Source organism: Priestia sp. MDV22-iso46, assembly GCF_058629175.1.
Genome location: NZ_JBZVWT010000020.1, coordinates 1 through 24,028, shown reverse-complemented (window position 1 = coordinate 24,028; position 24,028 = coordinate 1). Strand labels below are relative to the sequence as shown.

Below are 24,028 nucleotides of genomic sequence, written 5' to 3'. Positions count from 1 at the left end.
TTTACTTGCGGTTATATTTTGGTACTTTATAATTAGCAGTCCTAATAAAAAGCTATCTCATTCTAGGAGATAGCTTTTTCCTTTTATCTTTTACATCATACTTTCGGGTAATAAATCCAAAGAAAAAATTAAAATAATAAGAGCTAAAAGAAAAGAAATAAGATTAATCCACCATTTATTCTTTGATTTAATACCCCAAACGCCAACTGGTATTACAAATAAATATTTTGCAAGGGTCTCATTTACATTCATTACTTCAGGGAAAAACACTTGCTAAATAAAGACAAACAGCTATTATTAAAGAATTTCTAATTATGATTAACAAAATAAGTATCCTCCGTAAAATAGTACCTTTTAAACAAACTTTACTATATTCCTAATGATAACTAAATTAGAAATTTTGATTAACCTAAAATAGTTTATGTTAAATTTATCTTGATTCCATTAGAAGAATTATTTTTTATTCTCGATTCTTTTTGTTGTTTGACAGGACCCTTATATTTTTCCATTAATTCATGAATACTTGATACCTGTATAATCCTAATGTGCTCAGAAGTAACAGCATAACGAACAGGCGTAACCAGAATAACGGAAGGGAAGATGGCTGATCGATCTTCTGGCTGCCAATGCAATGCTTTCCATTCATCCGAAAAGAAAAACTCTTCGTATAAGTTAATCTTCGCTTGCATTTTCTGTTCGGAATACTGATTTCTCTGAATTTCAATCCAAAAGGGAGATCCTTTAAAAACACAAAAGAGATCTGGTTCAATGCCTCCTTTTCTTCCTGTGGGCTTATCTTCTACAATGACGTGTTTAGGTACACTATACGTACACATTTGCTTATAGACATCTAGAATTGAAAGGAAATGAAGTATTTTTTGAGAGTTCTTTTTGATTTTGGCATCTACAGGCAAGTAGACCGTCGGAGAATACTGTTGTGTACGTTCAATGAGCCCTAATCGATATAAACGTACCATGACACTATTGCAAGCATTTACGGGCGATTTGAGCTGTTTAAAGAATAGGTCAACTAATGAGTCTCGATCCACAGCTCTAAACTGGTTAATAAACGCTATAATGTCTTTATCACGTTGAGATAAACGGAAACTCATCGCTGCTCCTCCTTCTCTAATAAACCAAAAATAGACTGTGATACCACTTCTAGTTCTGGTTCAGGATCTTTCACGAGTGTTTTATAAGGTGAAAGTATTTCCTTACAAGCTCCTTCATCTAAGAAGAAGGCTTGAAACTCTTTCACTTCATCAATTTTAATTTTCATACGCCCCCTGGCTGCAGCATCGATTTCTTCTGCGCCAATTACTCCGGCTACTTTCGCATTTATCGCATCGGCCTGCCTTCCAGAGATCCGAACCCGTAAGTTTGCTTTGAGTGCTGAATTCAACAAATCGGCATCCGGACGCTGCATGGCAATAATCGTGTGAACACCTAGGGCACGGCCTTGACTCGCAAATTGTTGAATCATCTCTACGAGATCGGTTTCTCTCTTCACGATGGACATTTCATCAATAACTACCACGATGCGAGGCAGCTTAAAAGGCAGCCTGCTGATATGGGTAACGCCATGTTCTAAAAGTAAATCGCCTCGTCGATACATTTCAGCTCGTAGTAACGCAAAAGGTTTTCTCATATCCTTGGCTTCAAAACAAAGCGCATCCACATGCTCAGTTCCATGAAACAGTCCTAAATCAGCTCGTTTGAGGTCGACTAATACTAATCGCAAATCATCAGGTGAGGTATATTCCACCCATGTGGTGAGGATCACACGCATGAGACTGCTTTTTCCGGCTCCAATTTCGCCCGAAATCAGTAACGTTTCTAAATCGGAAAAATCCCATGAGACAGGGCTTCCATAGATATCTTGACCAATGCATACGGGAAGCTCCATTTTCTCAATATAAGGATGAATACCTTCATAACTATAATTAAGCATCTTAGGTAGGTTTTTGTGATGAACAGTAATACTAAAGTTCTTTAAGCTGCCATTCACTTCAATATTGCTGCCTAATACTTGTCGTAAGGCCCATCTTTTTTTATTTAGAAGTTCAGGATATGCCATTTAGTAAGGAAAAAGCATACCTAGTATAGGTGTGTTGATGATCAATCCGGTGGATCTTTGGAAATTGATAGGAGGTATGATCCCCACGCTTTATGACTCGATAAATCTCTGCTGTACGAAACGCTTTAATAAGCTTCCCACGCAATTTTAGTTTCTCAAACATCTAAACTCCTCCTCAAAACATAAATGTCGCAAAGAAGTAAAATAAGGCCCCATAAAAGGTTACAGGCAAGACAAAGCGCATTACTTTCGAGAACTGATCAACGAGATCAATTACACCCCATCGTTCTAATATTCGTTCGATGATAGCAATTCCTAAGACAATGCCTCCTATGGTCAGAATAGTGGGGTCAAGCATAGCAAATGGACTAAAAGGTACAAAGGAATAAGCCTTGAAGGGACGAGGTCTCTTGAGAGGTGGTTTGGGGGATGGAGAAAAGATTTTTCGAAAAGGAAACCATTGTGTTTTTCTCATGTTGGTACCTACTTTCATTCTTTTTATTTTTTCGCTTTTCATGTCTCAGTTATTTCAGCTCAACACATCCGGTCGCTCCCTTCGCCTCTTCGGCTCAGCTCCCTTACAGATTCCACGAAGGGCCTCGCTAGGCGTATACAGCTTGTATAACCGAGGTAACGATACTGAACTAGATACTAATTAGGGAATGGAGTTACAATTCTTTAGATACTATGTAGCTACTTCAGTATGCTTGCCTGTCCAGTCGAAAAATAAAAAAGAACCCTTACTGCAGTAGGGGATCAGTGGATGGTTATGTAAGAGGAGCTGGCTTTTTATATGCTGTGGTTTGGTCTAGTGGCCTATATTTTTTATGAAATGGACGAGAAATCGAAAGTTGTACCAACGACTAAAGTACAAGGTAAGGAGAATCAGTGGCAGCAGCTTCTCGGGCCTGTTAAACAGACTACTTTCGATATAAAAACAGCTACAGAATCTTAAAAAAATTCTTGAATTACGACATTGAAGCAGTAATTTGCTACCACAGGGGAATTTTTAGAGGAGATGTAAGACCCCATATTTCAAAAATATTGAATGAACAATTTATATAAGTGTAAACAAACTTATATGTGAACTAGATCTGTATACGGTATACAGATCTAGTTCACATAATCACTTCTTTCGAAACCAAGCAAGCGAAAGAGTCCTTAATATGTTAGGCTGTTTTTGTTTATCATATATGCTTAATGATAACCATTTTGTCCATTTTGGCTGTTGCTCGTTTTGTGTTTTGGATGGCTTTTTTTATTTTGCTTCGTACTACTTCCACCTTTTTTTGTTTGCTTTGTCATTGTTTTAAACCTCCCTTTTACCTTGTTAGTATGCTCATATATACAAAGTAGTTTCATACCAATAATTACTTGGCTCGTATGCATCGCCAAGGTTTCACGTGCTAGGTATCCTACTGCAGTAGGTGATAAGTAAATGATAACGGAACATGTTCGCTTTTTTATATGCTAGGGATTGGACTATTAGCCTTTATTTTTCACAAGATGGGCGAAAAATCAAAGGATGTCCCACTGACTGAATCCAGCAAATTAGCGTCACCAATTGAAAGACGTTTATATAATGCGTTGGTGCTAAATGGCTATTTTGTCCAAACACAAGTAAAATGTGGCCCTTATCGAATTGACCTTGTAATAGGTAAGCTTGCGATTGAATGCGATGGAAAAGCGCCTCATTCTTTTCCATCGCAAAAGGCTCATGACCGAAAGAAAGATGCTTATTTGAGGAAACAAGGATATAAAGTAATGCGGATCAGTGCCAACAGTATTGTAAATCGTATGCCTGGAGTTTTAAAAAGAGTGAAAACAAGATTGAATTAAAAAAAGAGAAGACTCAGCCTTCTCTTTTTTAGAATTTTATTTTATAGACCGCCTTTATATTTTCCAGCATTTTTAGATGCTTTTTCTTTCTTGGCTTTATCTTTATGGATTTTGTTTGCTGCAGCACTTCCGAATTCATGGCTGAACTCAGAATTAATCACTGCTGAATCAAAACCTTTTTTATTTTTTTGATCAGCATCGTTCTTTTTTGTACGTTTTGCCATTTCCCTAACACCCCTTTTAAAAATTCAGTACCTATTTAGTGTAGGGCAAAAAAAGCATTTTATGAGAGATAGCATTTACTACAATCGCCTTATTTTTACACCTTGGAAAGAATATCCGTTCTTCTCGTTTGGATAAGTAATGATACAAAGTGATATAGGTAGGTTTAATTCGTATATTTTTATATTTATCGTTTCAACTTTCTCCATAAAGCCTTTTTTATTTATTGAATCTATTCATCATTGTTTGTACAGTTGCCGGTGCCATTTTATTTGCACGCCCTCTTGTCATTCCATAAGTCGTAACAGCTCCAACTCCTAAACCCAATAATGAAAACAGCATGCCCCTGTTATTACGTCTCTTCCCAAATATCCCTCTATTATTGCGTCCAAAATTAAATAAGGACGTTAACCAACGTAAGTTGTTCATTATGTGAATACCCCTTTAATATTTGTTTGAAAGAAAATGGTCTTCCAACCTCTTTATTCTTTGACAGCTTGACTTATCCATACTGGAAAAATGACACTGTTTTCATCCTCTAATTATTACCTGTTATGATTTTGAAAATAATGCTTATTTTAAGAGATGTACGATTATCACAAGAAAACAGTTATATTAGAGGTGATTATTTTGATTAACAAATGGATAGCTGTATCTGGTGGAATGATTCTTGGTGTGTTATCAACTGGAATCTTCGGTTTCAAAGGGTTTTCCCAACTTTTTAATAAAGATACGGGATCAGGAGGATCGTCTCGATAACTTGACTTTTCCTCTTAATGAGTATGTGGCTATTCAAATCTTGCAGCTAAATCTATAAAAACAAAATTTAGTACGCTTTTTACTTCTCTACAAAAGGAAAAAAATATAATTTGATAAACCCTACTATTCCTAGTAACTAAAAAAGAGAAACCCGTTGAATGAACAAGGGTTTCTCTTTTTTAGTTACTAGTGAATCGGTTTGTTGCACTCAATCAATCTAATTTAACGAGCGTTAGGAAATACTCTTCGAACGGTTTCAGTAAACTCTTCAAATAACCCTCTTACTGGAGCGCCCTCATTAATTCTATTTCCGTAATCCTCCATACGGTTCACGAAATCAGGATTGGATGATACAAATACATCCCGAATATCCCGATCTGTAGCTCTTACTTGATCTGCAATCTTCTTTTCTAAACGATCGGTTACTTCTCCTTTTGCCCCATTCTTTAAAACAACAGCCACGTAAGCATTTCGGTTTGTAACAATCACATTTGCATTGTCTACTTCGTCTAGTTTAGCAATGCGATCTGCAGCTTTATCAGCTACCTCTAGTCGTGTCTGATTATTATTATCTACATTATTATTCTGGGTTCCATCGGGTTGGAATCCCACATCTCGTGGTCCATTGTTGCGATCATTTTCTGCCTTTTGTTCAGAAGGCTCTTCAGTTGGATCGGGCTCAGCTTCATCCTTTTTATCATTACAACCGAAAAGGAATCCTACAGATAAAATTGTGGATAGAAGGCCCAATAAATATTTTCTTTTTTTCATCTTGTCTTACTCCTTTCATTTTAAGATAACATTTCTGCCGTTATTATCCGTTTAAAGAAAGGAGACTATACGGGCCTTTTTATATGCTGTTCAACTATCGCTATCCGTTTTTGAATCAAGATGTATGGGTCACTTGGTTAACACCCTATGTAGTCAGCTTGATACGTCGAATCAAAAATGGTGAACAGAAGAATGAAAACTGAACCATCTTCTCGAGCGTAAATATAAAACACTTACATAAAATGGGTAAACGTAAAAAGCATAAGAATATTTTTCTTTGTCATCCTATAATGGTAAGTTACTAAATTTTTGGAGGAATCATTCATGACAGTAATCAATCAAGTTAAACAAACGCTAGCTGGGTTAAAAAGCGCACAAGCAAGCTTTGAAGGTTTTGCTTTAGCAACTGATAATCAACAGGCAAAGCAACTATATCAAGATGCTGCTCAACAAACTCAAGCAATTGTTGACAGTCTCTCTCCACGTGTTCAACAAATTGAACAAGAAGAGCCTCAATACAAACAATAAGAACAGGAAAAAAGGTTGGCCTATTAACCAACCTTTTTTACACTTCAATTCTTGAGTAGAAACGGACAGGTGATTGTATGAAGGGAAAGGTAAGGAGATTAAATAGTTGTCTTTTTTTAGCCATGATGCTCGTATATATCTCCGGATGTACGGGGCAACAGAATCAGTCGGCTAATGACAATAATGACACAACGATCGTAAAGGTACATACAAAAAAATCAATTGATCAAACAGTTACCAATCAAGCAAAAGAAAAAATCATAAAAGAAGAAGAAGTTTCGGCTGTGAAAGCAGTGAATACAGATAAGGAACTGTTAATGGCGATAAAAGTGGATCAATTTCATCGGTTTCAATTAAAAAAAATCAAAAAGAATGTGAAAACAGACTTAGAAAAAGCATATCCCGATTATAAAGTCTTGGTTTCAACCGATCAAAAAATCTATTGGGAGTTGGAGAAATTAGAAGAAAAACTACAAAAAGATAAGACAAAGAAGAAAACATTAAAAAAAGAATTCAACAATATTAAAAACCTTATGAAAGAAAAAGCGTGATGAAAGAGGTGTACACATGTCAAATAATAAAAAGAAACAATTAACACCTGTCCAACAGGAATATCAAGACCTTGAAAAACAAAAAGAAATCAAGAGACCAGTAGTCAAAAATTGTATCAAAGCTTTTTTTACAGGTGGAATCATTTGTCTTATTGGCCAAGCTATTCAACTGTTTTATATTTATTATTTTGATTTTACAGATCAAACGGCCGGAAATCCCACAGTGGGAACCATGATTTTTATTGCTATGCTTCTAACAGGTTTTGGTGTTTATGATCGAATTGCTCAATTTGGAGGAGCCGGTTCTGCGGTTCCCGTTACTGGGTTCGGGAACGCGGTAATATCGGCATGTATTGAACATCGAACGGAAGGATTTGTCTTAGGTGTAGGTGGTAATATGTTTAAATTAGCTGGCTCCGTCATTTTATTTGGTACCTTTTCAGCGTTTGTCATTGCGACCATTAAAACGATTCTTATACAGTGGGGTGGTTTGTAATGCTTACTGGACATCGTACATGGGTCTTTGATCAAAAACCGGTCATTATCTCCACTGGAACAGTTGGGGGACCTTTTGAAGCGAATGGAGCACTTGCTAATGATTTTGATTTGCTCCATTCCGATTTATGGTTAGAACAGGATTCTTATGAAAAAGCTCATAAAGTTCTTTTAGAAGAAGCCAGTCAAAAAGCTATCGAAAAAGCAGGACTTCAAAAAGAACAAATCCAGTTTTTCCTTGGAGGAGATCTGATTAATCAAATTACTCCAACAAGCTTCGCTTGCCGAACACTTGGTACACCCTATCTAGGGTTGTTTGGAGCCTGTTCTACCTCGATGGAAGGACTAGCCCTTGGTGCTTATCTAGTTAATACGAAAGGAGCTAACTATTTACTAACGGGTGCTTCAAGTCACAATACGGCCGTCGAAAAACAATTTCGTTATCCAACTGAATACGGTGGACAAAAACCCCCAACTGCTCAATGGACGGTGACAGGTGCTGGTGTTGCTTTGCTAAGTGGTTCTGGAGATGGACCTTGTGTCACATCTGCTACGATTGGTCGTGTGATCGATATGGGAATGACGGATCCATTTAATATGGGAGGAGCAATGGCTCCGGCGGCTGTTGATACTATTGAAGCACATCTTACCGAGCGAAATCTTGATCCATCTTATTATGATTTGATTGTAACAGGTGATCTTGGTCAAATTGGACGAGAAGTCTCACTGGACTTATTTAAAAAACATGGAATTCCAATACTTGAAGAACAATATCAGGATTGTGGACTCATGATTTACCGAGAAGGACAGCCGGTTCTATCCGGTGCTAGTGGGCCAGGATGTTCAGCAACGGTTGTATATGGCCATCTATTAAATCGAATGAAAAAAGGCGAATTTAAACGAATATTAGTGGTAGCAACAGGTGCTTTATTATCACCATTAAGTTTTCAGCAAAGTGAAACCATTCCCTGTATCGCCCATGCGGTATCAATTGAATATAGAGGTGAATAATAGTTATGATTTTCTTTTGGGCTTTTGTTGTAGGCGGTTTGATCTGCGTTATTGGGCAAATTATGTTTGATGTATTTAAACTTACACCCGCACATACCTTAAGTACATTTGTAGTGATTGGTGCTCTTCTAGATGGATTTGGTTTATACGAACCTTTTATTGATTTTGCAGGAGCAGGAGCGACCATTCCTATTACAAGTTTCGGAAATTCTCTTGTGCATGGGGCAATGGCTGAAGCAGAAAAACATGGGTTAGTGGGTGTTATTTCAGGGATGTTTGAAGTAACAAGTGCCGGAATTTCAGCTGCCATTATTTTTGGAATGATTGGCGCCATATTTTTTAAACCAAAAGGATAAGGAGAATGTAAAATGACCATTGCGTCAGATGTAAAACAGTGTCTTGCCAGTCTTAAAGGAGTAGAAGCTGGTTTATCCAATTTAGTATTACGAACTCAAGACGATCAATCGAAACATACTTTGCACGAAACGATGAGTGTCGTGAATGAAATCGTAACAGATTTAAAAAAGCGAGTGGGAGAATTAGAGCGAGAAGAAGCTCAATACAAAGGGTTTTAGGATAAAGGAATATTTTCTAGAATTGTAGGAGGTGTAAAAGATGCCAGATTGGTTAATTGTAGTTTTGCGCTCTTTATTGTTTTTAGTTGTTCTTTTTGCGATTACAAAATCGTTAGGCAAAAAACAAATATCTGAGCTTTCCTTCTTTGAGTATGTCACTGGCATTACCATTGGTAATATCGGTGCAGAAATGGCCACTGGACTGGAGGAAAGTATTATTAACGGGATACTCAGTATCGTTACCTTCGCAGCAATCCCTTTTTTAGCAGGCATCATTTCTTTAAAAAATAAACCCTTTCGTGACTTTATAGAAGGGAAAGGAACGGTTTTCATCAAAGATGGAAAAATCATGGAAGATAATTTAAAAAAGGAAAAGTACACAACGGATGAGTTATTAGAGTTACTTCGAAAGAAAAATGTCTATCAGGCGGCTGATGTGGAATTTGCGGTATTAGAAGCAACCGGTGATTTCAATGTATTATTAAAGAAAGAAAATCAACCTTTAACAGCAAAAGATTTAGGTGTGACTGTTTCTCCAAGTAAGGAACCTCAGACGGTTATTATGGACGGTGAAATATTGGATGAACCACTATCAACAATAGGCCAAAGCAGAAGGTGGTTACACACTGAACTAGAAAAATTAGGGGTTACCATTGAAAATGTCTTTCTTGGGCAGGTAGATTCTTACGGACAATTAACTGTTGACCTTTTTGATGATAAACTTCAAGTTCCTTCTCCTCAAGAAAAACCTTTATTACTTTCAACCATGAAAAAATGTCAGGCGGACTTAGAATTATTTGCGCTTGGAACAGAAGTAGAAAAAGCGAAACATATGTATAGTAAAAACAGTCAAAAGCTACAAGAAGTCATTGATAAAGTGACCCCCCTTTTAAGAAGCTAATGGAATTTGCTGATAATAAAGATGTTGAATTACCAATAAAGTCATGTAATTTTTCACGTTTAACAGTGTATTTATCTGAATGAGTATTAAAATTACGGATTTCAATTTTATGATAAGGTTAACCAGACTTTCTGGTTAGCCATTTTTACTTTGAAGAATCTATTCTATAATTTTACCTTACCATTTTACTCACACATATTTTTTACATAATAATGATAAAAAAGGAAATAATGATATATTGGGTTAACCTTTAACAGGTGATAAACCTCTAATAATTTCAATTAATTATGATGGGGAAAATATAAAAATTACCTTTATGACATCGTATACGTAAAAAACACCCCTCTTGGAAATGAAACTGTACATACTATTCTAGTGAATGTCGAGGTAAACTGGTTATGCCAAGCTGGATGGAAGTTATTATTCGTTCTGTTCTTATTATATTAGGATTATTCTTTATCACAAAAATATTAGGGAAAAAGCAATTATCGAAGTTATCTTTTTTTGAATACATAGTAGGAATTACAGTTGGCGACATTGCTGGAACAATTTCGATGGATCTTGAATTAAATGCTGTGAATGGAGTCACCTCAATCTTGGTCTGGTCATTGTTCCCAATCATTATTTCGTATGTTTCCTTAAAAAGCATAGTTTTTCGAAAAGTAGTTGAGGGTACGCCAACTACTTTTATAAAGGATGGAAAGATTTTAGAAGAAAACTTAAAGCGTGAGAAATATACAATAGATGAATTAATGGAACAGTTAAGAAAAAAAGATGTTTTTTACGTTAACGACGTAGAATTTGCAACGCTTGAAACAAATGGGGAATTTAGCATTTTATTAAAAAAAGAAAAACAGCCTGTGAGATGGGGAGACCTTTTTGGAGCTGGCCAAAAGGTAAAATTACCACAAACCATTATTATAGATGGGAATTTTATAAAAGAAGCTATTTATGAAATGGGCTATAGCTTAGAATGGCTTAAAACTCAACTTCAACAACGAGAATCGACTGTGGAAGAAGTTTTTTTGGGTCAAGTCGATCATTTAGGTAATCTGTATCTAGATTATTACAAGGACCGTTTTATCGAAAAAGGGAAAAATAATTCAGAAAGTTAGAAAGTAGACCTAGAATTTCCAAAGACTCTACTCCTTTTTACACCAGAACCTTATTATGTTACGCAAAATATTATAAAGGATAAAAAAAGTAGCTGACTAATCCAACTACTCTTTAATCAAGATTTCTATTTTGTTGGGTTAATGTCTTAGAGGTAGAAGTAGGTTTAGGTTCTTTACCAAGTCTAGGTTTCCAATTTCCTAACTTGTTTTTCAAGTAATCCTTTAAAAAATCACGTTTCTTTCTGCGTCTTTTATTCCTGTTTTTCATAAGGAATTACCACCTTTACGTCATTCAATAGATTCAATTTTTTCGTATATAACTATGCTAAGAAATTCACTATTTATGCTAAATCTATAACTGGTAAGTAATTCCCCAGGGAATCAACAAATTGGATGAATCCCTTTTTGTAGTATGTAAGATAAACTTGTTTATTTGTATATAAGGCTTCAATTAAGGTGAAATTAATCTGTTCCGTTTGCTCTTCTGTTAAAAGAGGTTGAGCTACCTCTAGTTGCTTGTTTATGACTTCCTGTAATCCTATGTATTGCTCTGGCATACTGGCGAATGGGCGCCATTTTTTCATATTATCATCCTCCTTATTTTTTATGACCTCCAATTAAGCCATTTCGATAACGAGCTGTTGAGTGATCCAGGTAGCTTGAAGCTCGTAGTACGCTATTCTTGCCATAACGTAGCCGAATTTCGTCAATTGTTTTGGCAAGGGCGTAGGCTCTTTCACGCTGATCGATATCTTCAAATAAGCTCATTTGCTCCTCTTCTTGAATGCTTGTGTTGGATAAGGAAATCCCAATGGAGCGAATCGGCATTCCGTTATCAAAATTATGTAAAATGGTTAAACAATAAGGGAAAATATCTTGGCTTAAGTTTGAAGCTCGCCCCATTTGCTTTTGTCTTGAGAAGCCTCCACCTGTTTGTTTGCTATAGCCAATGGATAAATGGATAGTTTGAGCCACCACTTGATGCATGCGTAAACGAAAACAAACATTGTCCAATAGCTCCAATAGTAATAGTTCCACTTCTTTTCGGCTTGTATAATCTCGAAAGAGAATCTGACTTTTCCCAAAGGAACGGGAACTAGGGATGTACACATCGGAAATACGACTAAAATCAATCCCATTCGCATGTTGATGGATTTCTTCCCCCAGGACACCAAATTCTTTTTGTAACATCTCCTTCGAAGAAAGAGCTAGTTCTTTTATGGTATAGATGCCTAAACGGTTTAAACGTCTTTCTGTAGCAGACGAGATCCCCCAGAAATCCTTCATCGGATGAATTGCCCCCAACTTAAAGGGAATATCCTCATATCGCCAGTAAGCAACCCCTGTGGGGCTGTTCTTAGCCTCATGATCTAAGCTGACTTTAGCCAATAAAAGATTAGGACCGATTCCTGCTGTAGCTGTAAGAAAGGTCTTTCGATAAATCTCATTGATAATTCGATGAGCTAACTCTTCTGGTGTTTGAGCGAATAAATGTAAAGAAGCCGTTGCATCAATGAACAACTCATCAATGCTATACGCATGAAAATCCTCAGGAGCCACATACTGTAACACCAAACTAGAAATATAGTTCGAAGCCTTGATGTATCTCTCCATGGATGGATTAACCACATGAATATCTTTCCTTTTAGGAATTTCAAAGAGGCGGCTTCCTGTTTTGATCCCTTCTTTCTTCAATAAAGGTGTGGCAGCTAACACAACAGATCCCGACCGTTTGATATCTCCTACAACAGCAAGCTTAGTTTTTAACGGGTTTAATCCCCGTATGACAGAAGAAACCGAAGCGAAAAAACTCTTCATGTCTATGCAAATAATGACTCTGTTTGGTAGCTGCCCATAATCCATTGGAATAACTCCTCAGTAAAGAACGTTTGTTCTTTATTATATACGAACAAACGTTCTTTATTCAACAAAAACTCTAAAGTTTTCCCGATTATTGTTACTATAATAAGAGAGAAAAATACTGTATATGAATTGGGAAGACGGAGGAGTGACCAATGAATAAAAAATTGGCTAACTATATTATCTTTTTTTCATGGTTTTTATTCTTAGTTCTTTTATGGATTGTTATCTCACTCTTCAAAGGTGAGAATGGACAGTGGTGGTCTATGTATCGTTTGAATCCACATAAATATGGCCCGTGGGCCTTAGAGCTTTCTTACATAAAGGTTGGTATTGCTGCTGTTATCTCAATAGTAATAGCTTATATAGTGAGTTTTAGATTTAAAAGGAAGATATAGATCAAATACAGATTTTCTTGACAAAAGAGGGTTTTTAAGATGATTTTTATATACTGTTGAATTTAGTTGTAATAAGTAATAAAGATAAAAGACCTTAATTAATGTTTCAATAAGGTCTTTTTAGTATATATAAGGGTCATTTTTCATTAGAAAAGTATTTTGACTAAAGGCGAGCTGTTGATTGCCTAATAACTAGTTCAGGGGATAGAAGTAAGCGTTCTTTGTGAGGTTTAGATTCCTCCATCTCTTGAAGTAACAAATCAACTACTTTTGCCCCCATCTCTTTTATAGGTTGAGAAACCGTAGTAAGCATTGGAGAAGTGGTAGTAGACAGCACAGTATTATCAAACCCTACAATTGATAAATCCTCAGGAAGATTTAAATTTGCTTCTTTTGCAGCCTGTATGACCCCAGCTGCTAATAAGTCATTACAAGCAAAGATAGCAGTAGGTTTGTCCTCCAATGAAAGAAGCTGCTTAGCACTCTCATATCCTTTTTGAATCGTAGCTTCTGTTTTTATTATGTATTCATCTCTTATAGGAAGTTTTGCTTCTTGAATTGTATCTTTGTATGCTGCTAAACGTGGTGTATTACTTCGCACATCTTCTGAAATAATCCCAATTTTCTTATGTCCTAAAGATAATAAGTATGAAGTAGCTAAGTATCCACCTTTATAATCATCAACTGTTACGGTATTCATAGACAAACTAGGTATTTCTGAAGCTATTAAGACACTAGGTACTCCCTTATTTATCATCTCTTCAAGTAAATGCGTACTTCTAAAAGCTGAGGCTACCACTACGCCATCTACTCGTTGACTAGTCAACAAAGATAGGTATGTCTTTTCCTTTTTTACATCATTATCTGTATTGCACATCATAACGTTTAATCCTATTTCATGACTGCGGTCTTCAATACTTCTCGCAATTTCTGAATAAAAAGGATTAGATATATCTGGAACAAGCAGGCCGATCAATTTTGTTCGCTTCCCTCTTAAAGAAGCCGCAGCTGCATCAGGCTTATAATTAAGTTTCTCCATTGCTATGAATACTTTCTTTTTCGTCTTTTCGCTAATTTTTCCTGTATGATTGATGACTTTTGAAACTGTTGCTATTGAAACGCCTGCTTCTTGAGCCACACTGCGAATAGTTATTTTCATAAAATTCCTCCTTTCACTCAGGTATTTAGTTTATAAATAGGTATGTATTACGATGGGTTAATTTTTATTTATTATAGCATATAAATTATCCCCTTTAATAAACAGACAGCTTTGCCTAAAACAAAGCTGCCTACCATTTTCTATGCGTCATATATAATTTTTGTACATAATAAAGAATGATTTTTAATAAATCATCTTGCTTGTTTGCTCTGTAATTCTTGATTACCATAGGAGCGAAAATAGTATTCTAGTTCTTCAAGTGATTTCCCTTTGGTTTCTGGTAAATACCTATTCACAAATGCAATTGCTATTAATCCTAACACACCAAATACTAAAAAGGTGGTAGATAACCCTATAGTGCTAAGCAACACAGGGAACGACAAACTGATTAAGAAATTAACAATCCACATCCAAAATACACTAAAACCCATACCAAGACCGCGCATTCTTAATGGAAATATTTCCGCCAGTGTTAACCATGTTACAGGTCCTATAGCTCCTTGCATGAAAGCTAAAAAAACAACCGTTAAAGAGAGAACAATGTAAGGAAGTGCCGCGGAACCATTGAGAATAAAAGAGAAAAAACCAATCAGAAAAAGCGATGTGGTAGTACCACATAATCCAATAATCAACATTGGGCGTCTTCTCACTCTACCAAGTAACCAGATTCCAACTAGCATCGCAACTACCGAAATAACACCATTGGCAATGTTTCCAATTAACGCAGCTTTGGTTCCCCACCCTGTATTCTTAAGTATTTCTGTTCCATAGTACATAATTGCATTCACACCGTTAATTTGATTAACGATAGCAATTCCAATTCCTAAAAATAAAATGCGACGCACCCAAGGAATAGACAAATCTTTAAAACTAGACTTTTCTAATTTGGACTCTTCGTCAACTGACGATTTAATTTCTTTCAGTTCTATATTTGCCTGATTTTCCTCTCGGATTTGTTTAAGCACTCTTAAGGCATCACCTATTCTGCCTTTTGATGCAAGCCAACGAGGACTCTCTGGAACGATTAACATTCCAAACCATAAAACAACAGCTGGTAATGATGCAATAACTAACATGAACCTCCAGACATGCCCTACATCTCCTAATACATTGCCCAAGATTGCATTGCATGTAAAAGCTAAAAACTGACCTGTGACAATCATTAATTCATTTTGTGTAACAATTTGTCCCCTTGTTTCAGCTGGTGACATTTCAGCTAGAAAAGTTGGGACAGTTACAGATGCACCACCTACAGCAATTCCTAAAATAAACCGAGAGATGACCATTAACGTAGTATTTGGAGCAAAGGTGCATCCAAGGGTTGCTATAAAAAATAACAGTGCTAGATATAAGATATTTTTACGACGACCGTTATAATCTGACAAACGTCCGCCAAATAATGCACCAAAAGCTGCACCTAATAAAAGGGAACTAGCGACGAGTCCCTGTGTAAACGGATTTAAATCAAGTTGGTTTGCCTCTGACATATATGGTAATGCACCATTTATAACGCCAGTATCATATCCAAAGAGCAGACCACCGAATGTGGAAATAAAGGCAATTTTTCTTACCATTCTTTTAGGGTCTTGTTTCTTCCCTTTTGTCTCTATGTACATCCATTTTCCTCCTACCCATATTAAACATAAAAAGTAATGTTTACGAGCTTATAAAGTTAGTAGAAAACTAAAACGTTGATAACGTTTACATTATTGAGAGAAACAATTTTCTATTATTTAGAGGGGACTTCGGAAAACAAATACTAGTACCCTAATAGGTGATAGCATGGCTATTAAATCATAAAGATGATGGTACAACTTTGTAAGGAGATTGCACTGAAACCAGTTCTCCTGTTTCAAATGATTCTTTGCAAGCGTATCCTAAAGCAGTGGACAATACTCCATCTTCTACTGTGACGTTGGGCTGTCTATTTTCTCTAATACAAGAGATAAACTCTTCAACTTCACTTAAGTATGCCTGCTCAAATCGTTCCAAGAATCCATCTGAACATTCTTTTATCGCTCCATTTTCATCAAATACAGTTACCATATTCTTTTCTGGGGTTGTTCCGATTCTTAAAGTCCCTTTTGTACCGATAATTTCTGTTTCAATATGATATCCGTGTGCACAGTTACGACCTGCAACGAAAATACCCATCGTGTCATTTGCAAATTTCACCAAGGCAGCACCCGTCTCTGCATCGTTTAATTCTTTAATTTCAGGATAGCCATAAGACCCACCAATAGCCCATACTTGTTTAGCTTCTGAATTTAAGTACCATCTAGCTAAATCCAAATCATGGATAGCCATATCTAAGAATAGACCACCACTATAATTGTTCTTAGCAAATGTCATGAACCCATCAATTGCTTTTGTAGGATCAAGACCATAGCAACGAATCAAAACGGGATCTCCTATTTTTCCTTCTTCAATTTGCTTTTTTGCGTATGCATATGATTTGTCATATCTTCGCATAAACCCAACCATAAAAACCTTATCCGTATGTTTGTTAACGACTTCTTGTACCTGTAACGCTTCTTCTAAATACAAACCAAGAGGCTTTTCACTAAAAACATGTAACTTAGCACTTAAGGCTTTTTCAATTTGTTCACAATGAAAACCTGATGGGGAAGCAATAAGAATTGCATCAAGTTCTTTGTTTTGAATCATATCCTCGTAATTAGTGTAGAAGTATTTAATTCCCCATTCCTTTTGTACCTGTTCAGCTTCTTCTCTGATAACGCTGCAAACGGCCAGTAATTCACAATTTGGGATTCGAAATGCTAAATTTTCTGCATGTTTTCTTCCCAATCTCCCTAATCCGACGATTCCAACTTTAACTTTTTTCATTATTAATCACTGCCTTTCAATAATTTAATTAGAATATTCTGAAATAAAAACATAAAAATAAAAAGAAAACGTTTTCCTTATGTTTTTTATTATAATTAGCTTCTTGTAACAAAGTCAACATTTTTCGAATTGAAATATCATATCCTTATTTAACAGTATATAGTCACTTTAAATAGGTGATTAACCATCAGTGGATTGGTTCACTTTTAAACTCAGGTAGATTTTTATAAAAAATAAAAATAATCGATTTAAGGAAAACCTTTTCCTTAAATCGATTATGAACAATTTAAAAAGTTGGTTAATGTACCGTTTTGTTATGAAAGAGAAACCTATAAAAATTTGTTGGACTAACGTTTTAACTTTAAAACATGTGGTACACATATAGTACAACCACTACTATTATTGGTTGTTGGGAGAAGGTAAATACTTAATCCATGAAGGGACTGATTAGTTTTGAAAGAATTAACAGCGACTTCAACAAACGTATTACCTCAAATTGAAAGTAGATATTCGTATCTTACACAAGGCACTTTGGTTATGAACCGATATACATAACGAAAGGGCCTCACAAGGGCAAAAGAACAAATTCCTAACAGTATGGGAAGAAGCCTGTATCTCCTTAGATACAGGCTTCTTCTTTTCGAGTTAACATAAGTTTGATTATAGGAAGTAGACTTTTCAATCTATTACTTTGCTAAAAACGTTCGTAAAACTACATGTATTTTAAAGAACGTTCGTAAATTATTTTAAAATTTAAACGAACGTTGAGAATGATAAATTTTTTATACAAACTCAAAGTCCGTAAAAGTATACTTTTGCGAACATTATGATTTCCGTTTTATGGAATATATAAAATGTGGTAAATTAATTTAGAAGATTAATAATGGAATTGATTATATTTCTAATCAAAAAAATAGGGAGGATATATAAATGAAAAAGGTATTAGTCTTTATTACAGATGGTTTTGCTGATTGGGAAGCCAGTTATGTGACTGCAGAATTAAATAAACCGGGAACAGGATTTCAAGTTCAGACAATTGCGATTGACAAAGATCCTAAAATTTCTATGGGTGGATTGACTATTCTCCCCGATTATAGCCTACAAGACTCTTCTTTTAAACAGGACTTGGTCATGTTAATTATTCCGGGGGGAACTGGATGGAGAGAAGAGAAAAATCATCGGGTAGAGAAGCTTGTGAGTTTTTGTTTTGAACATAACATTCCGGTTGCAGCAATTTGTGATGCAACGACCTGCTTAGGGAATCATGGGTTTCTTAAACATTATAGACATACCGGTAATTCATTACCTTATTTAAAAGAAGGAGCACCTAATTATCGAGGTGATGAAAAATATGTAGACAAACAATCTGTCAGTGATGGCTGTCTAATTACAGCTAATGGAAGTGGTGCACTAGAATTTTCGAGAGACATTTTAAATAAATTAGATGTTCTAAAAGGTAAAGAACTAGAAGAATGGTACGATTTATTTAAAAATGGCTTTATTAAAAGTTAGTTACATAGATATATAGATACTCCTTAATGAATTGGTCTCTGTAAAGGTATTGAATAGGGGAGAAAAACATCAAACACCTGCATTTAATATGCAGAGAAACGCTCTCTGAGGAAATTAACTTTGATTATACATATCACAAGATTATTCGACTCAAATTTCAGCGTTTTAAACCAAAGTCTCCCTACATAAATAAAAGACACTGTCTTTTTACCAGTGTCTTTTACTCATACTTTTATTTATGCCTCTATACCCCTTTTAATAAGAGCACTAGATGCTTTTCAATCTTCCTCGTCCTGTTACTTTGTTTTTAAATTTCTTCTTATACGTATTAAACAAATAAACAACACAATAAAAATAGGCGGATTAATAATAAATCGCTTTAGATTATATACACTTAGATTTGCCTAATAAGCTAATAATTGAGATGGGAAGAATGCTTTATATTCTAGCGAGTATTTTTACCATTAGTACCTTAGATATTGAAGAATCCCAATGTTTAATCAAATTTTATAGATGTAATATCCACGTTTTACCTGGTTAATATTAGGTTCAACCCGTTGAATAGTTCGAAAAATGGATGCGAAACTATCTGTATTATAGTCTATTGTATCTTTTAAATGTTGTAAAATGTCTTTAGATTTCATCCTCTTGTTAGGATGACTTTTCAATAGATAAATTGATTCAGCAATAGCTTGTTGCCTCTTATTTTCTCTTCTAATTACCTTTTGATCTAATTCTTGTAATTTTGTCAATTCTTTACGTAATTTCCTCCTTTCTATATGTAACTCAATCATTGATTTATTTATCTTCGTCAATCTCTCCTGTAAATATATTTTTTTCTCTTTCAAGTTACCTCACCTTAAATAATTTTTAATAAATAGCATCATCGTTTAATACGCAAAAATTTCAAATCTTTAATAATAGATACATATATATAAAGTGGAATTTTAAAAAAATGAGTGCATTTAAAGAAGGTATATATATTAATTGACTTTTAAAGAATTATTTTAGACTTCGACGATCCCGTCCCCCGTCCAATTTTACATAATCCCTCCTATAGGCAATAATTACATTGATTAGTGAACTTTATATAGGATAAAAACAGAAGAAACTACCAGTGCTGAATCAGTAGTTTCTTCTGTTACACATAACTTATTTAAGGACTGATGCCGTACAACGTCTTGAGTAATTTGATAAAAATATAAAATTTTATTAGTAATTTATAAATAAAGATCTAAATTTATAGTATTTTGTCAGACAATCCTATTATTTGAATAATTCTAGTTTTTTACTCGTTCTGTGAATTGCAATAATTCATCGTTAGGTCCGTAAAATAAAACCATACGTCCACCTTCAAGTGTTGGTTGGGGTTCAGAGGATAAAAATTCAATCCCCTTTTCCTTATAGTAACTAATTGCTTCGTTAATATTTTCTACTGTAAAAGCAAGGTGATTTACAACTCCACTTTTGTTATACTCACCAACAGGATTTATATCTCGAATCAACTCAATCTCCATATTAGGCTGCTCTTCCAAATATAAAAATGCCATCTCTTTTGTTTCAGACGAACCTTGAAGACGCACTTTAAATCCAAATAGGTCTGAATAGTATCTAATAGAATCTTCCATACTAGCAACCATAATAGCTGTATGTTCCATTTTCGTAATCAATATACTTCTTCCCTTTCGATATACAAAAGTGAATCTATATAGAAAATATCCTCACTTTGTATTTGCTTCGCACAATTAAGTGTTGTTATACAGTAGCTACTTGATTGGCTAATAATAAGTATAAAGCTTGAGTTCCTTTATTTTCTTTTTTATCTTCTTCAAGCTTTTCATATAAAGATTTAGCTAATCTTAGCCCTGGTGTATATAATTTCATTTCTTCAGCACTTTCTATAGCAATCTTCATATCTTTAATAAAATGTTTAATATAAAAACCTGGTTCAAAGTCTCCTTTGATCATTCTTGGAGCTAAATTACTTAAAGACCAACTACCTGCCGCACCTGTCTCAATACTTTGTAACACTACATTTGGATCTAAACCAGCCTTTTCAGCATATAAAATAGCTTCGCATACACCTATCATATTAGAAGCAATGGCAATCTGGTTACACATCTTAGTATGTTGACCTGATCCAGGTCCACCTTGTAACACAATATTAGTACCCATTAATTCAAGAATAGGTTTAACATAGTCGAAGTCTTCCTTTAGTCCGCCTACCATAATAGCTAACTTTGCTTGTTGTGCTCCTACGTCTCCCCCAGAAACAGGAGCATCTAGTGTATGTATTCCTCTCTCTATCGCTTGTGAGTGAATATCACGTGCAAGTATAGGACTAGAAGTTGTCATATCTATCGCATATGTGCCTTTTTTAGCTTTATTTAAAATTCCTTCTTCCCCTAAATAAATTTCTTTTACATCTTGAGGGTATCCAACCATAGTGATGATAATATCAGATTGTTCAGCTAATTCACCTACTGTCTCTATCCAAACTGCGCCTTTATCCACTAATTCTTTAGCACGTGATTGAGTACGGTTATAAACCAATAATTTGTGACCCTCATTTAAAATATGACCAGCCATGCTTTTTCCCATTACACCTGTTCCAATAAATCCTATAGTCTTATGATTGTTATTCATAAAGTTATAGCACCATCCTTTGTCTAAATGTTCTATCAATTCTAAAATAATACAATTATATACAAATTAAGTCAATGTTTTTACAAAAAAATCTAAAAATTTGAAATAAATGTTGATTTATAAAAATATTACTTATAGAATATGTAATTGTTTGGATTTAAATGTAAAATTTTTGAACTTAAAATCACAAAGGAGATGAAAAAATTGAATGTAACAATGACAAAGACCAACAAGCTAGCTAATAACCTTGGTGTAAACGAGATCTATTTGAGTGAAGAACAGAAAGAGAAGCTTCAAACTTTGTTACCATTCCACACTACAAATGACGAGAGTTATTTTTTGAAAGTAAAAAACTTATTAGGTTTTGTGTTGGAACAAATACTGTTTGCAGACTCTACTCACAAGCAAAAAGTGGAAGAGTTTAGAAATGGAGAAAATCATATTTTAGTTGTTCGGAATTTTCCTATTGAGAAAAACTTACCCCCTACTCCTTACACTGGCTATTGCAGACTAGATGATTTACCCCTTTCGACAGCTTTATCCTTTGCAATGATGGGGGTTTTAGAAGTTAACCCTATTACTTACAAGGGAGAAAACGATGGTTACATTGTGAGACATGTTTCACCTTCAGTAGCAGCTATTTCTGATATCAGTTCTCATGGATCTAAAATAGAATTTGGTATGCACGTCGATAATCCAGACCTTCCGTTAATAACCGAACCTGTAAATGACTTATCTGGATGCCCAGAGTATCTTTCTTTACACAGTTTAAGATCAAATGTATCTGTTCCTACAAAGGTTATGCTTCTAGACGATGTGATTAAATATCTATCAAAAAGCTCTTTAGAAGAATTACAAAAAGCCCAATTCATTATAAAACGTCCAGATTCATTCGTTGGTATGGACGTGAAAACGGATTTATTGCCTATCCTTTCTTATAGTCAAGAACTAGGGTTTATTTCGAGGTATGACAAACAAAATGTTGAGGGCCATACAGAGCTAGCCCAAGCTGCCTTAAAAGAGTTTCAATCAATTATAGATAGCAGTGATAAAATCAATAAATTTGTTCTTCAACCAGGGGATTATGTTATATTCCGAAACCAAAAGACACTTCACTCTCGTGAAGGTTTTACCCCTAATTTTAATGGTATAGATAGATGGATGATTCGACTATTTGGAATTAAAGATTTAAATAGGGGGATTCCTGCTCAGAATGAAAAACCTTATGTATTAAAAGCTTAATTTAAAATATAAATTATAAGATGGTGATTGCGATGGCAGAGATATTTGATGGTGGTATAACCATAACTTTAGTGTTATTTTTTTGTTGCTTTCTAGCAGGATTTATTGACAGTGTAGCTGGTGGAGGAGGACTAATTATGGTCCCTTCCTTTATCTTAGCAGGGTTTCCTGCCCAAACCGCCCTTGCACAGGAGAAACTAGTAGGAACAATTGGAACCATGGTAGCTATAAGAAACTATATGAAAAACAAGAAAATTGTTTGGAAAATTGCAAGTTACGGTATTATAACAGCAATAATAGGCGCTTATGTTGGCGCTAAACTTATCCTTTTTTTTGATGAGGAGCTTGTAGGAAAAATTATTGTATTCTTATTTCCAATTGGTCTTATTCTAACAATTTTACCTAAAAAACAGCATACTTCTGGGGCTTCAATGCCTAGTGGAAAGTTAGCTTTATTTATTGTTTTATTTGTTTGTTTCACAGCAGGATTTTATGATGGGTTCTTTGGACCTGGAACGGGCAGCTTAATGATTATTCTATTTCACTATGTAGTGAAATTTACATTATTGGAAGCCTCGGCTACATCTAAAATTTTTAATTTTGCTTCTAATATTGGGGCTTTGATTGCCTTCATAATAGGAGGACATGTACTGCTGTTAAAAGGTATTCCTATGATTTTAGGAAATATATTAGGAAATTATATAGGGAGTAACATGGCTATTAAACAAGGGGATACTTTTATTAAAAAGACTCTTGTTACTTCCTTATCAATATTATTTATTTCCCTAATATATAAATACTTTTTTCATGACCTTGCATTGAGTATTTTTAAATGAAAATTTCCCTTTAAAGAACTTTCACTAAATTACACAAAAATATATTAAATTAATGGATAATTTTGAAAAAAGTGTTATTATATATTGGTAATGTTCGTTATTCGAAAGTCCTGAAACTTTATTTCAGGACTTTTTCCTATGAACCAGTTAATTTCCTTTACCTCAAATTACTATTGGAAGGTTATTTACCATAACAAATATTAGAGGTACTCAAAAATTATAACCCGTTGATTCCTATTAAATTTATGCTCTGTCTCTTCCGTTGTTTATATTCCTATGGACAAGATATTTAAATCTGCTACAAGCTGTCAAAGTAATTATTATCGTTAACAAAATAAAAAGCCACCTAGTGTAGTAGTACAGGTGGCTTTTTATTGAATAAAACTATAAGATCCATGTGCAGATACAGAATAACATATGTTTGTAAAGCTAGTATTTCAGAGAGGTTACAGCATATGTATAAAAGGTGCGATTTTTATACATTTTTCTGTTACTTAAGCCTTGGATAATCAGCGTTATATCAAGGATGTATAAAAAGCTGCATAAAGAAGAAACAAGGCCCCATCTAGAACCCTGCTCCCATCAGGGTTCTTTTTGGTGATGTGTACCGGAAAGAGACATTATGTTAACTACAAATGTATGAAATATACAAGATGAATAAAAGTACATTTTTCGATAAAATGG

General features: G+C 34.8%; 30 protein-coding genes. 15 read left to right on the top strand and 15 right to left on the bottom strand.

Features of this window, described 5'->3' with window-relative positions:
- Positions 1–419: 419 nt before the first annotated feature.
- The 3 genes from AC4NPH_RS30295 to AC4NPH_RS30285 form a co-directional block, all read right to left on the bottom strand.
- Positions 420–1,112, bottom strand: coding sequence for a hypothetical protein (locus tag AC4NPH_RS30295; RefSeq protein WP_097813080.1), 693 nt, complete (start codon positions 1,110–1,112; stop codon positions 420–422).
- Positions 1,109–2,077, bottom strand: coding sequence for an FtsK/SpoIIIE domain-containing protein (locus AC4NPH_RS30290; protein ID WP_255286368.1), 969 nt, complete (start codon positions 2,075–2,077; stop codon positions 1,109–1,111). The genes AC4NPH_RS30295 and AC4NPH_RS30290 overlap by 4 nt, the downstream gene beginning before the upstream one ends.
- 175 nt (positions 2,078–2,252) lie before the next feature.
- Positions 2,253–2,552 (bottom strand): hypothetical protein, encoded by a 300-nt coding sequence (locus tag AC4NPH_RS30285; RefSeq protein WP_097812884.1) that lies wholly within the window; start codon positions 2,550–2,552, stop codon positions 2,253–2,255.
- Positions 2,553–2,870: 318 nt separating this feature from the next.
- Between AC4NPH_RS30285 and AC4NPH_RS30280 the strand changes: the two genes are divergently transcribed.
- Positions 2,871–3,032 (top strand): hypothetical protein, encoded by a 162-nt coding sequence (locus tag AC4NPH_RS30280; protein ID WP_176533052.1) that lies wholly within the window; start codon positions 2,871–2,873, stop codon positions 3,030–3,032.
- A 512-nt stretch (positions 3,033–3,544) separates the two neighbouring features.
- Positions 3,545–3,916 carry an endonuclease domain-containing protein gene (locus AC4NPH_RS30275; RefSeq protein WP_240530847.1) on the top strand — a complete coding sequence of 124 codons (372 nt, stop codon included), beginning with the start codon at positions 3,545–3,547 and terminating at the stop codon, positions 3,914–3,916.
- Between the two features lie 41 nt (positions 3,917–3,957).
- On the opposite strand, the gene AC4NPH_RS30270 is transcribed toward AC4NPH_RS30275, so the two are convergent.
- Both AC4NPH_RS30270 and AC4NPH_RS30265 read right to left on the bottom strand, forming a co-directional pair.
- Positions 3,958–4,140 carry a hypothetical protein gene (locus tag AC4NPH_RS30270; protein ID WP_016766705.1) on the bottom strand — a complete coding sequence of 61 codons (183 nt, stop codon included), beginning with the start codon at positions 4,138–4,140 and terminating at the stop codon, positions 3,958–3,960.
- Between the two features lie 217 nt (positions 4,141–4,357).
- A complete protein-coding gene (locus tag AC4NPH_RS30265) occupies positions 4,358–4,567 on the bottom strand; it encodes a hypothetical protein (protein ID WP_097812883.1) in 210 nt (69 codons plus the stop codon).
- A gap of 201 nt (positions 4,568–4,768) precedes the next feature.
- On the opposite strand from AC4NPH_RS30265, the gene AC4NPH_RS30260 reads away from it, so the two are divergent.
- Complete coding sequence (locus tag AC4NPH_RS30260) at positions 4,769–4,897, top strand: hypothetical protein (protein WP_013056633.1); 129 nt, start codon at positions 4,769–4,771, stop codon at positions 4,895–4,897.
- Positions 4,898–5,119: 222 nt separating this feature from the next.
- Here AC4NPH_RS30260 and AC4NPH_RS30255 read toward each other — a convergent pair whose 3' ends face one another.
- On the bottom strand, positions 5,120–5,668 hold the full coding sequence (locus tag AC4NPH_RS30255) for a YhcN/YlaJ family sporulation lipoprotein (RefSeq protein WP_097812882.1): 549 nt from the start codon (positions 5,666–5,668) through the stop codon (positions 5,120–5,122).
- 324 nt (positions 5,669–5,992) lie between these two features.
- On the opposite strand from AC4NPH_RS30255, the gene AC4NPH_RS30250 reads away from it, so the two are divergent.
- From AC4NPH_RS30250 to AC4NPH_RS30215, 8 genes are all read left to right on the top strand, one after another.
- The gene (locus AC4NPH_RS30250; protein ID WP_013056635.1) at positions 5,993–6,196 is read left to right on the top strand and encodes a DUF1657 domain-containing protein; all 204 of its coding nucleotides are present in this window, start codon (positions 5,993–5,995) and stop codon (positions 6,194–6,196) included.
- Between the two features lie 77 nt (positions 6,197–6,273).
- The gene (locus AC4NPH_RS30245; protein WP_097812881.1) at positions 6,274–6,747 is read left to right on the top strand and encodes a YhcN/YlaJ family sporulation lipoprotein; all 474 of its coding nucleotides are present in this window, start codon (positions 6,274–6,276) and stop codon (positions 6,745–6,747) included.
- Positions 6,748–6,763: 16 nt separating this feature from the next.
- Complete coding sequence (gene spoVAC, locus AC4NPH_RS30240) at positions 6,764–7,243, top strand: stage V sporulation protein AC (protein WP_097812880.1); 480 nt, start codon at positions 6,764–6,766, stop codon at positions 7,241–7,243.
- Positions 7,243–8,253: a stage V sporulation protein AD gene (gene spoVAD / locus AC4NPH_RS30235; protein WP_097812879.1), complete on the top strand. Its 1,011-nt coding sequence runs from the start codon at positions 7,243–7,245 to the stop codon at positions 8,251–8,253. The genes spoVAC and spoVAD overlap by 1 nt, the downstream gene beginning before the upstream one ends.
- Before the next feature lie 5 nt (positions 8,254–8,258).
- The gene (spoVAE, locus tag AC4NPH_RS30230) at positions 8,259–8,609 is read left to right on the top strand and encodes a stage V sporulation protein AE (RefSeq protein WP_025910774.1); all 351 of its coding nucleotides are present in this window, start codon (positions 8,259–8,261) and stop codon (positions 8,607–8,609) included.
- 12 nt (positions 8,610–8,621) lie between these two features.
- On the top strand, positions 8,622–8,828 hold the full coding sequence (locus AC4NPH_RS30225) for a DUF1657 domain-containing protein (RefSeq protein ID WP_097812878.1): 207 nt from the start codon (positions 8,622–8,624) through the stop codon (positions 8,826–8,828).
- A gap of 40 nt (positions 8,829–8,868) precedes the next feature.
- Positions 8,869–9,729 (top strand): DUF421 domain-containing protein, encoded by an 861-nt coding sequence (locus tag AC4NPH_RS30220; protein WP_097826720.1) that lies wholly within the window; start codon positions 8,869–8,871, stop codon positions 9,727–9,729.
- Positions 9,730–10,127: 398 nt separating this feature from the next.
- On the top strand, positions 10,128–10,844 hold the full coding sequence (locus tag AC4NPH_RS30215; RefSeq protein ID WP_491939344.1) for a DUF421 domain-containing protein: 717 nt from the start codon (positions 10,128–10,130) through the stop codon (positions 10,842–10,844).
- A 112-nt stretch (positions 10,845–10,956) separates the two neighbouring features.
- Here the strand turns inward: AC4NPH_RS30215 and AC4NPH_RS30210 are convergent, their stop codons facing one another.
- The 3 genes from AC4NPH_RS30210 to AC4NPH_RS30200 all read right to left on the bottom strand — a co-directional run bounded on the left by AC4NPH_RS30210 (position 10,957) and on the right by AC4NPH_RS30200 (position 12,707).
- Entirely contained in the window at positions 10,957–11,112 is a 156-nt protein-coding gene (locus AC4NPH_RS30210; protein WP_162837693.1) for a hypothetical protein, read from the bottom strand.
- Positions 11,113–11,185: 73 nt separating this feature from the next.
- Positions 11,186–11,428, bottom strand: coding sequence for a YolD-like family protein (locus AC4NPH_RS30205; protein WP_098315492.1), 243 nt, complete (start codon positions 11,426–11,428; stop codon positions 11,186–11,188).
- Between the two features lie 13 nt (positions 11,429–11,441).
- The gene (locus AC4NPH_RS30200; RefSeq protein WP_097812874.1) at positions 11,442–12,707 is read right to left on the bottom strand and encodes a Y-family DNA polymerase; all 1,266 of its coding nucleotides are present in this window, start codon (positions 12,705–12,707) and stop codon (positions 11,442–11,444) included.
- A 152-nt stretch (positions 12,708–12,859) separates the two neighbouring features.
- On the opposite strand from AC4NPH_RS30200, the gene AC4NPH_RS30195 reads away from it, so the two are divergent.
- Positions 12,860–13,102: a hypothetical protein gene (locus AC4NPH_RS30195; protein ID WP_097812873.1), complete on the top strand. Its 243-nt coding sequence runs from the start codon at positions 12,860–12,862 to the stop codon at positions 13,100–13,102.
- Between the two features lie 163 nt (positions 13,103–13,265).
- Here the strand turns inward: AC4NPH_RS30195 and AC4NPH_RS30190 are convergent, their stop codons facing one another.
- From AC4NPH_RS30190 to AC4NPH_RS30180, 3 genes are all read right to left on the bottom strand, one after another.
- The gene (locus tag AC4NPH_RS30190; RefSeq protein WP_097812872.1) at positions 13,266–14,261 is read right to left on the bottom strand and encodes a LacI family DNA-binding transcriptional regulator; all 996 of its coding nucleotides are present in this window, start codon (positions 14,259–14,261) and stop codon (positions 13,266–13,268) included.
- Positions 14,262–14,452: 191 nt separating this feature from the next.
- Positions 14,453–15,877 carry a sugar porter family MFS transporter gene (locus AC4NPH_RS30185; protein ID WP_097812871.1) on the bottom strand — a complete coding sequence of 475 codons (1,425 nt, stop codon included), beginning with the start codon at positions 15,875–15,877 and terminating at the stop codon, positions 14,453–14,455.
- 178 nt (positions 15,878–16,055) lie between these two features.
- A complete protein-coding gene (locus AC4NPH_RS30180; RefSeq protein WP_097812870.1) occupies positions 16,056–17,108 on the bottom strand; it encodes a Gfo/Idh/MocA family oxidoreductase in 1,053 nt (350 codons plus the stop codon).
- Positions 17,109–18,038: 930 nt separating this feature from the next.
- Here AC4NPH_RS30180 and AC4NPH_RS30175 point away from each other — a divergent pair.
- Positions 18,039–18,620 carry a type 1 glutamine amidotransferase family protein gene (locus AC4NPH_RS30175; RefSeq protein ID WP_491939343.1) on the top strand — a complete coding sequence of 194 codons (582 nt, stop codon included), beginning with the start codon at positions 18,039–18,041 and terminating at the stop codon, positions 18,618–18,620.
- Between the two features lie 500 nt (positions 18,621–19,120).
- Here the strand turns inward: AC4NPH_RS30175 and AC4NPH_RS30170 are convergent, their stop codons facing one another.
- From AC4NPH_RS30170 to AC4NPH_RS30160, 3 genes are all read right to left on the bottom strand, one after another.
- On the bottom strand, positions 19,121–19,468 hold the full coding sequence (locus tag AC4NPH_RS30170) for a Rok-like winged helix domain-containing protein (protein ID WP_097812868.1): 348 nt from the start codon (positions 19,466–19,468) through the stop codon (positions 19,121–19,123).
- A 432-nt stretch (positions 19,469–19,900) separates the two neighbouring features.
- Positions 19,901–20,290 (bottom strand): VOC family protein, encoded by a 390-nt coding sequence (locus tag AC4NPH_RS30165; RefSeq protein WP_097812867.1) that lies wholly within the window; start codon positions 20,288–20,290, stop codon positions 19,901–19,903.
- Between the two features lie 85 nt (positions 20,291–20,375).
- A complete protein-coding gene (locus AC4NPH_RS30160; RefSeq protein ID WP_098598849.1) occupies positions 20,376–21,266 on the bottom strand; it encodes an NAD(P)-dependent oxidoreductase in 891 nt (296 codons plus the stop codon).
- Positions 21,267–21,470: 204 nt separating this feature from the next.
- On the opposite strand from AC4NPH_RS30160, the gene AC4NPH_RS30155 reads away from it, so the two are divergent.
- The gene (locus tag AC4NPH_RS30155; protein WP_176533049.1) at positions 21,471–22,508 is read left to right on the top strand and encodes a TauD/TfdA family dioxygenase; all 1,038 of its coding nucleotides are present in this window, start codon (positions 21,471–21,473) and stop codon (positions 22,506–22,508) included.
- A 32-nt stretch (positions 22,509–22,540) separates the two neighbouring features.
- Positions 22,541–23,344, top strand: a complete 804-nt coding sequence (locus AC4NPH_RS30150) for a sulfite exporter TauE/SafE family protein (RefSeq protein ID WP_097812864.1) — start codon at positions 22,541–22,543, stop codon at positions 23,342–23,344.
- Positions 23,345–24,028: the final 684 nt, after the last annotated feature.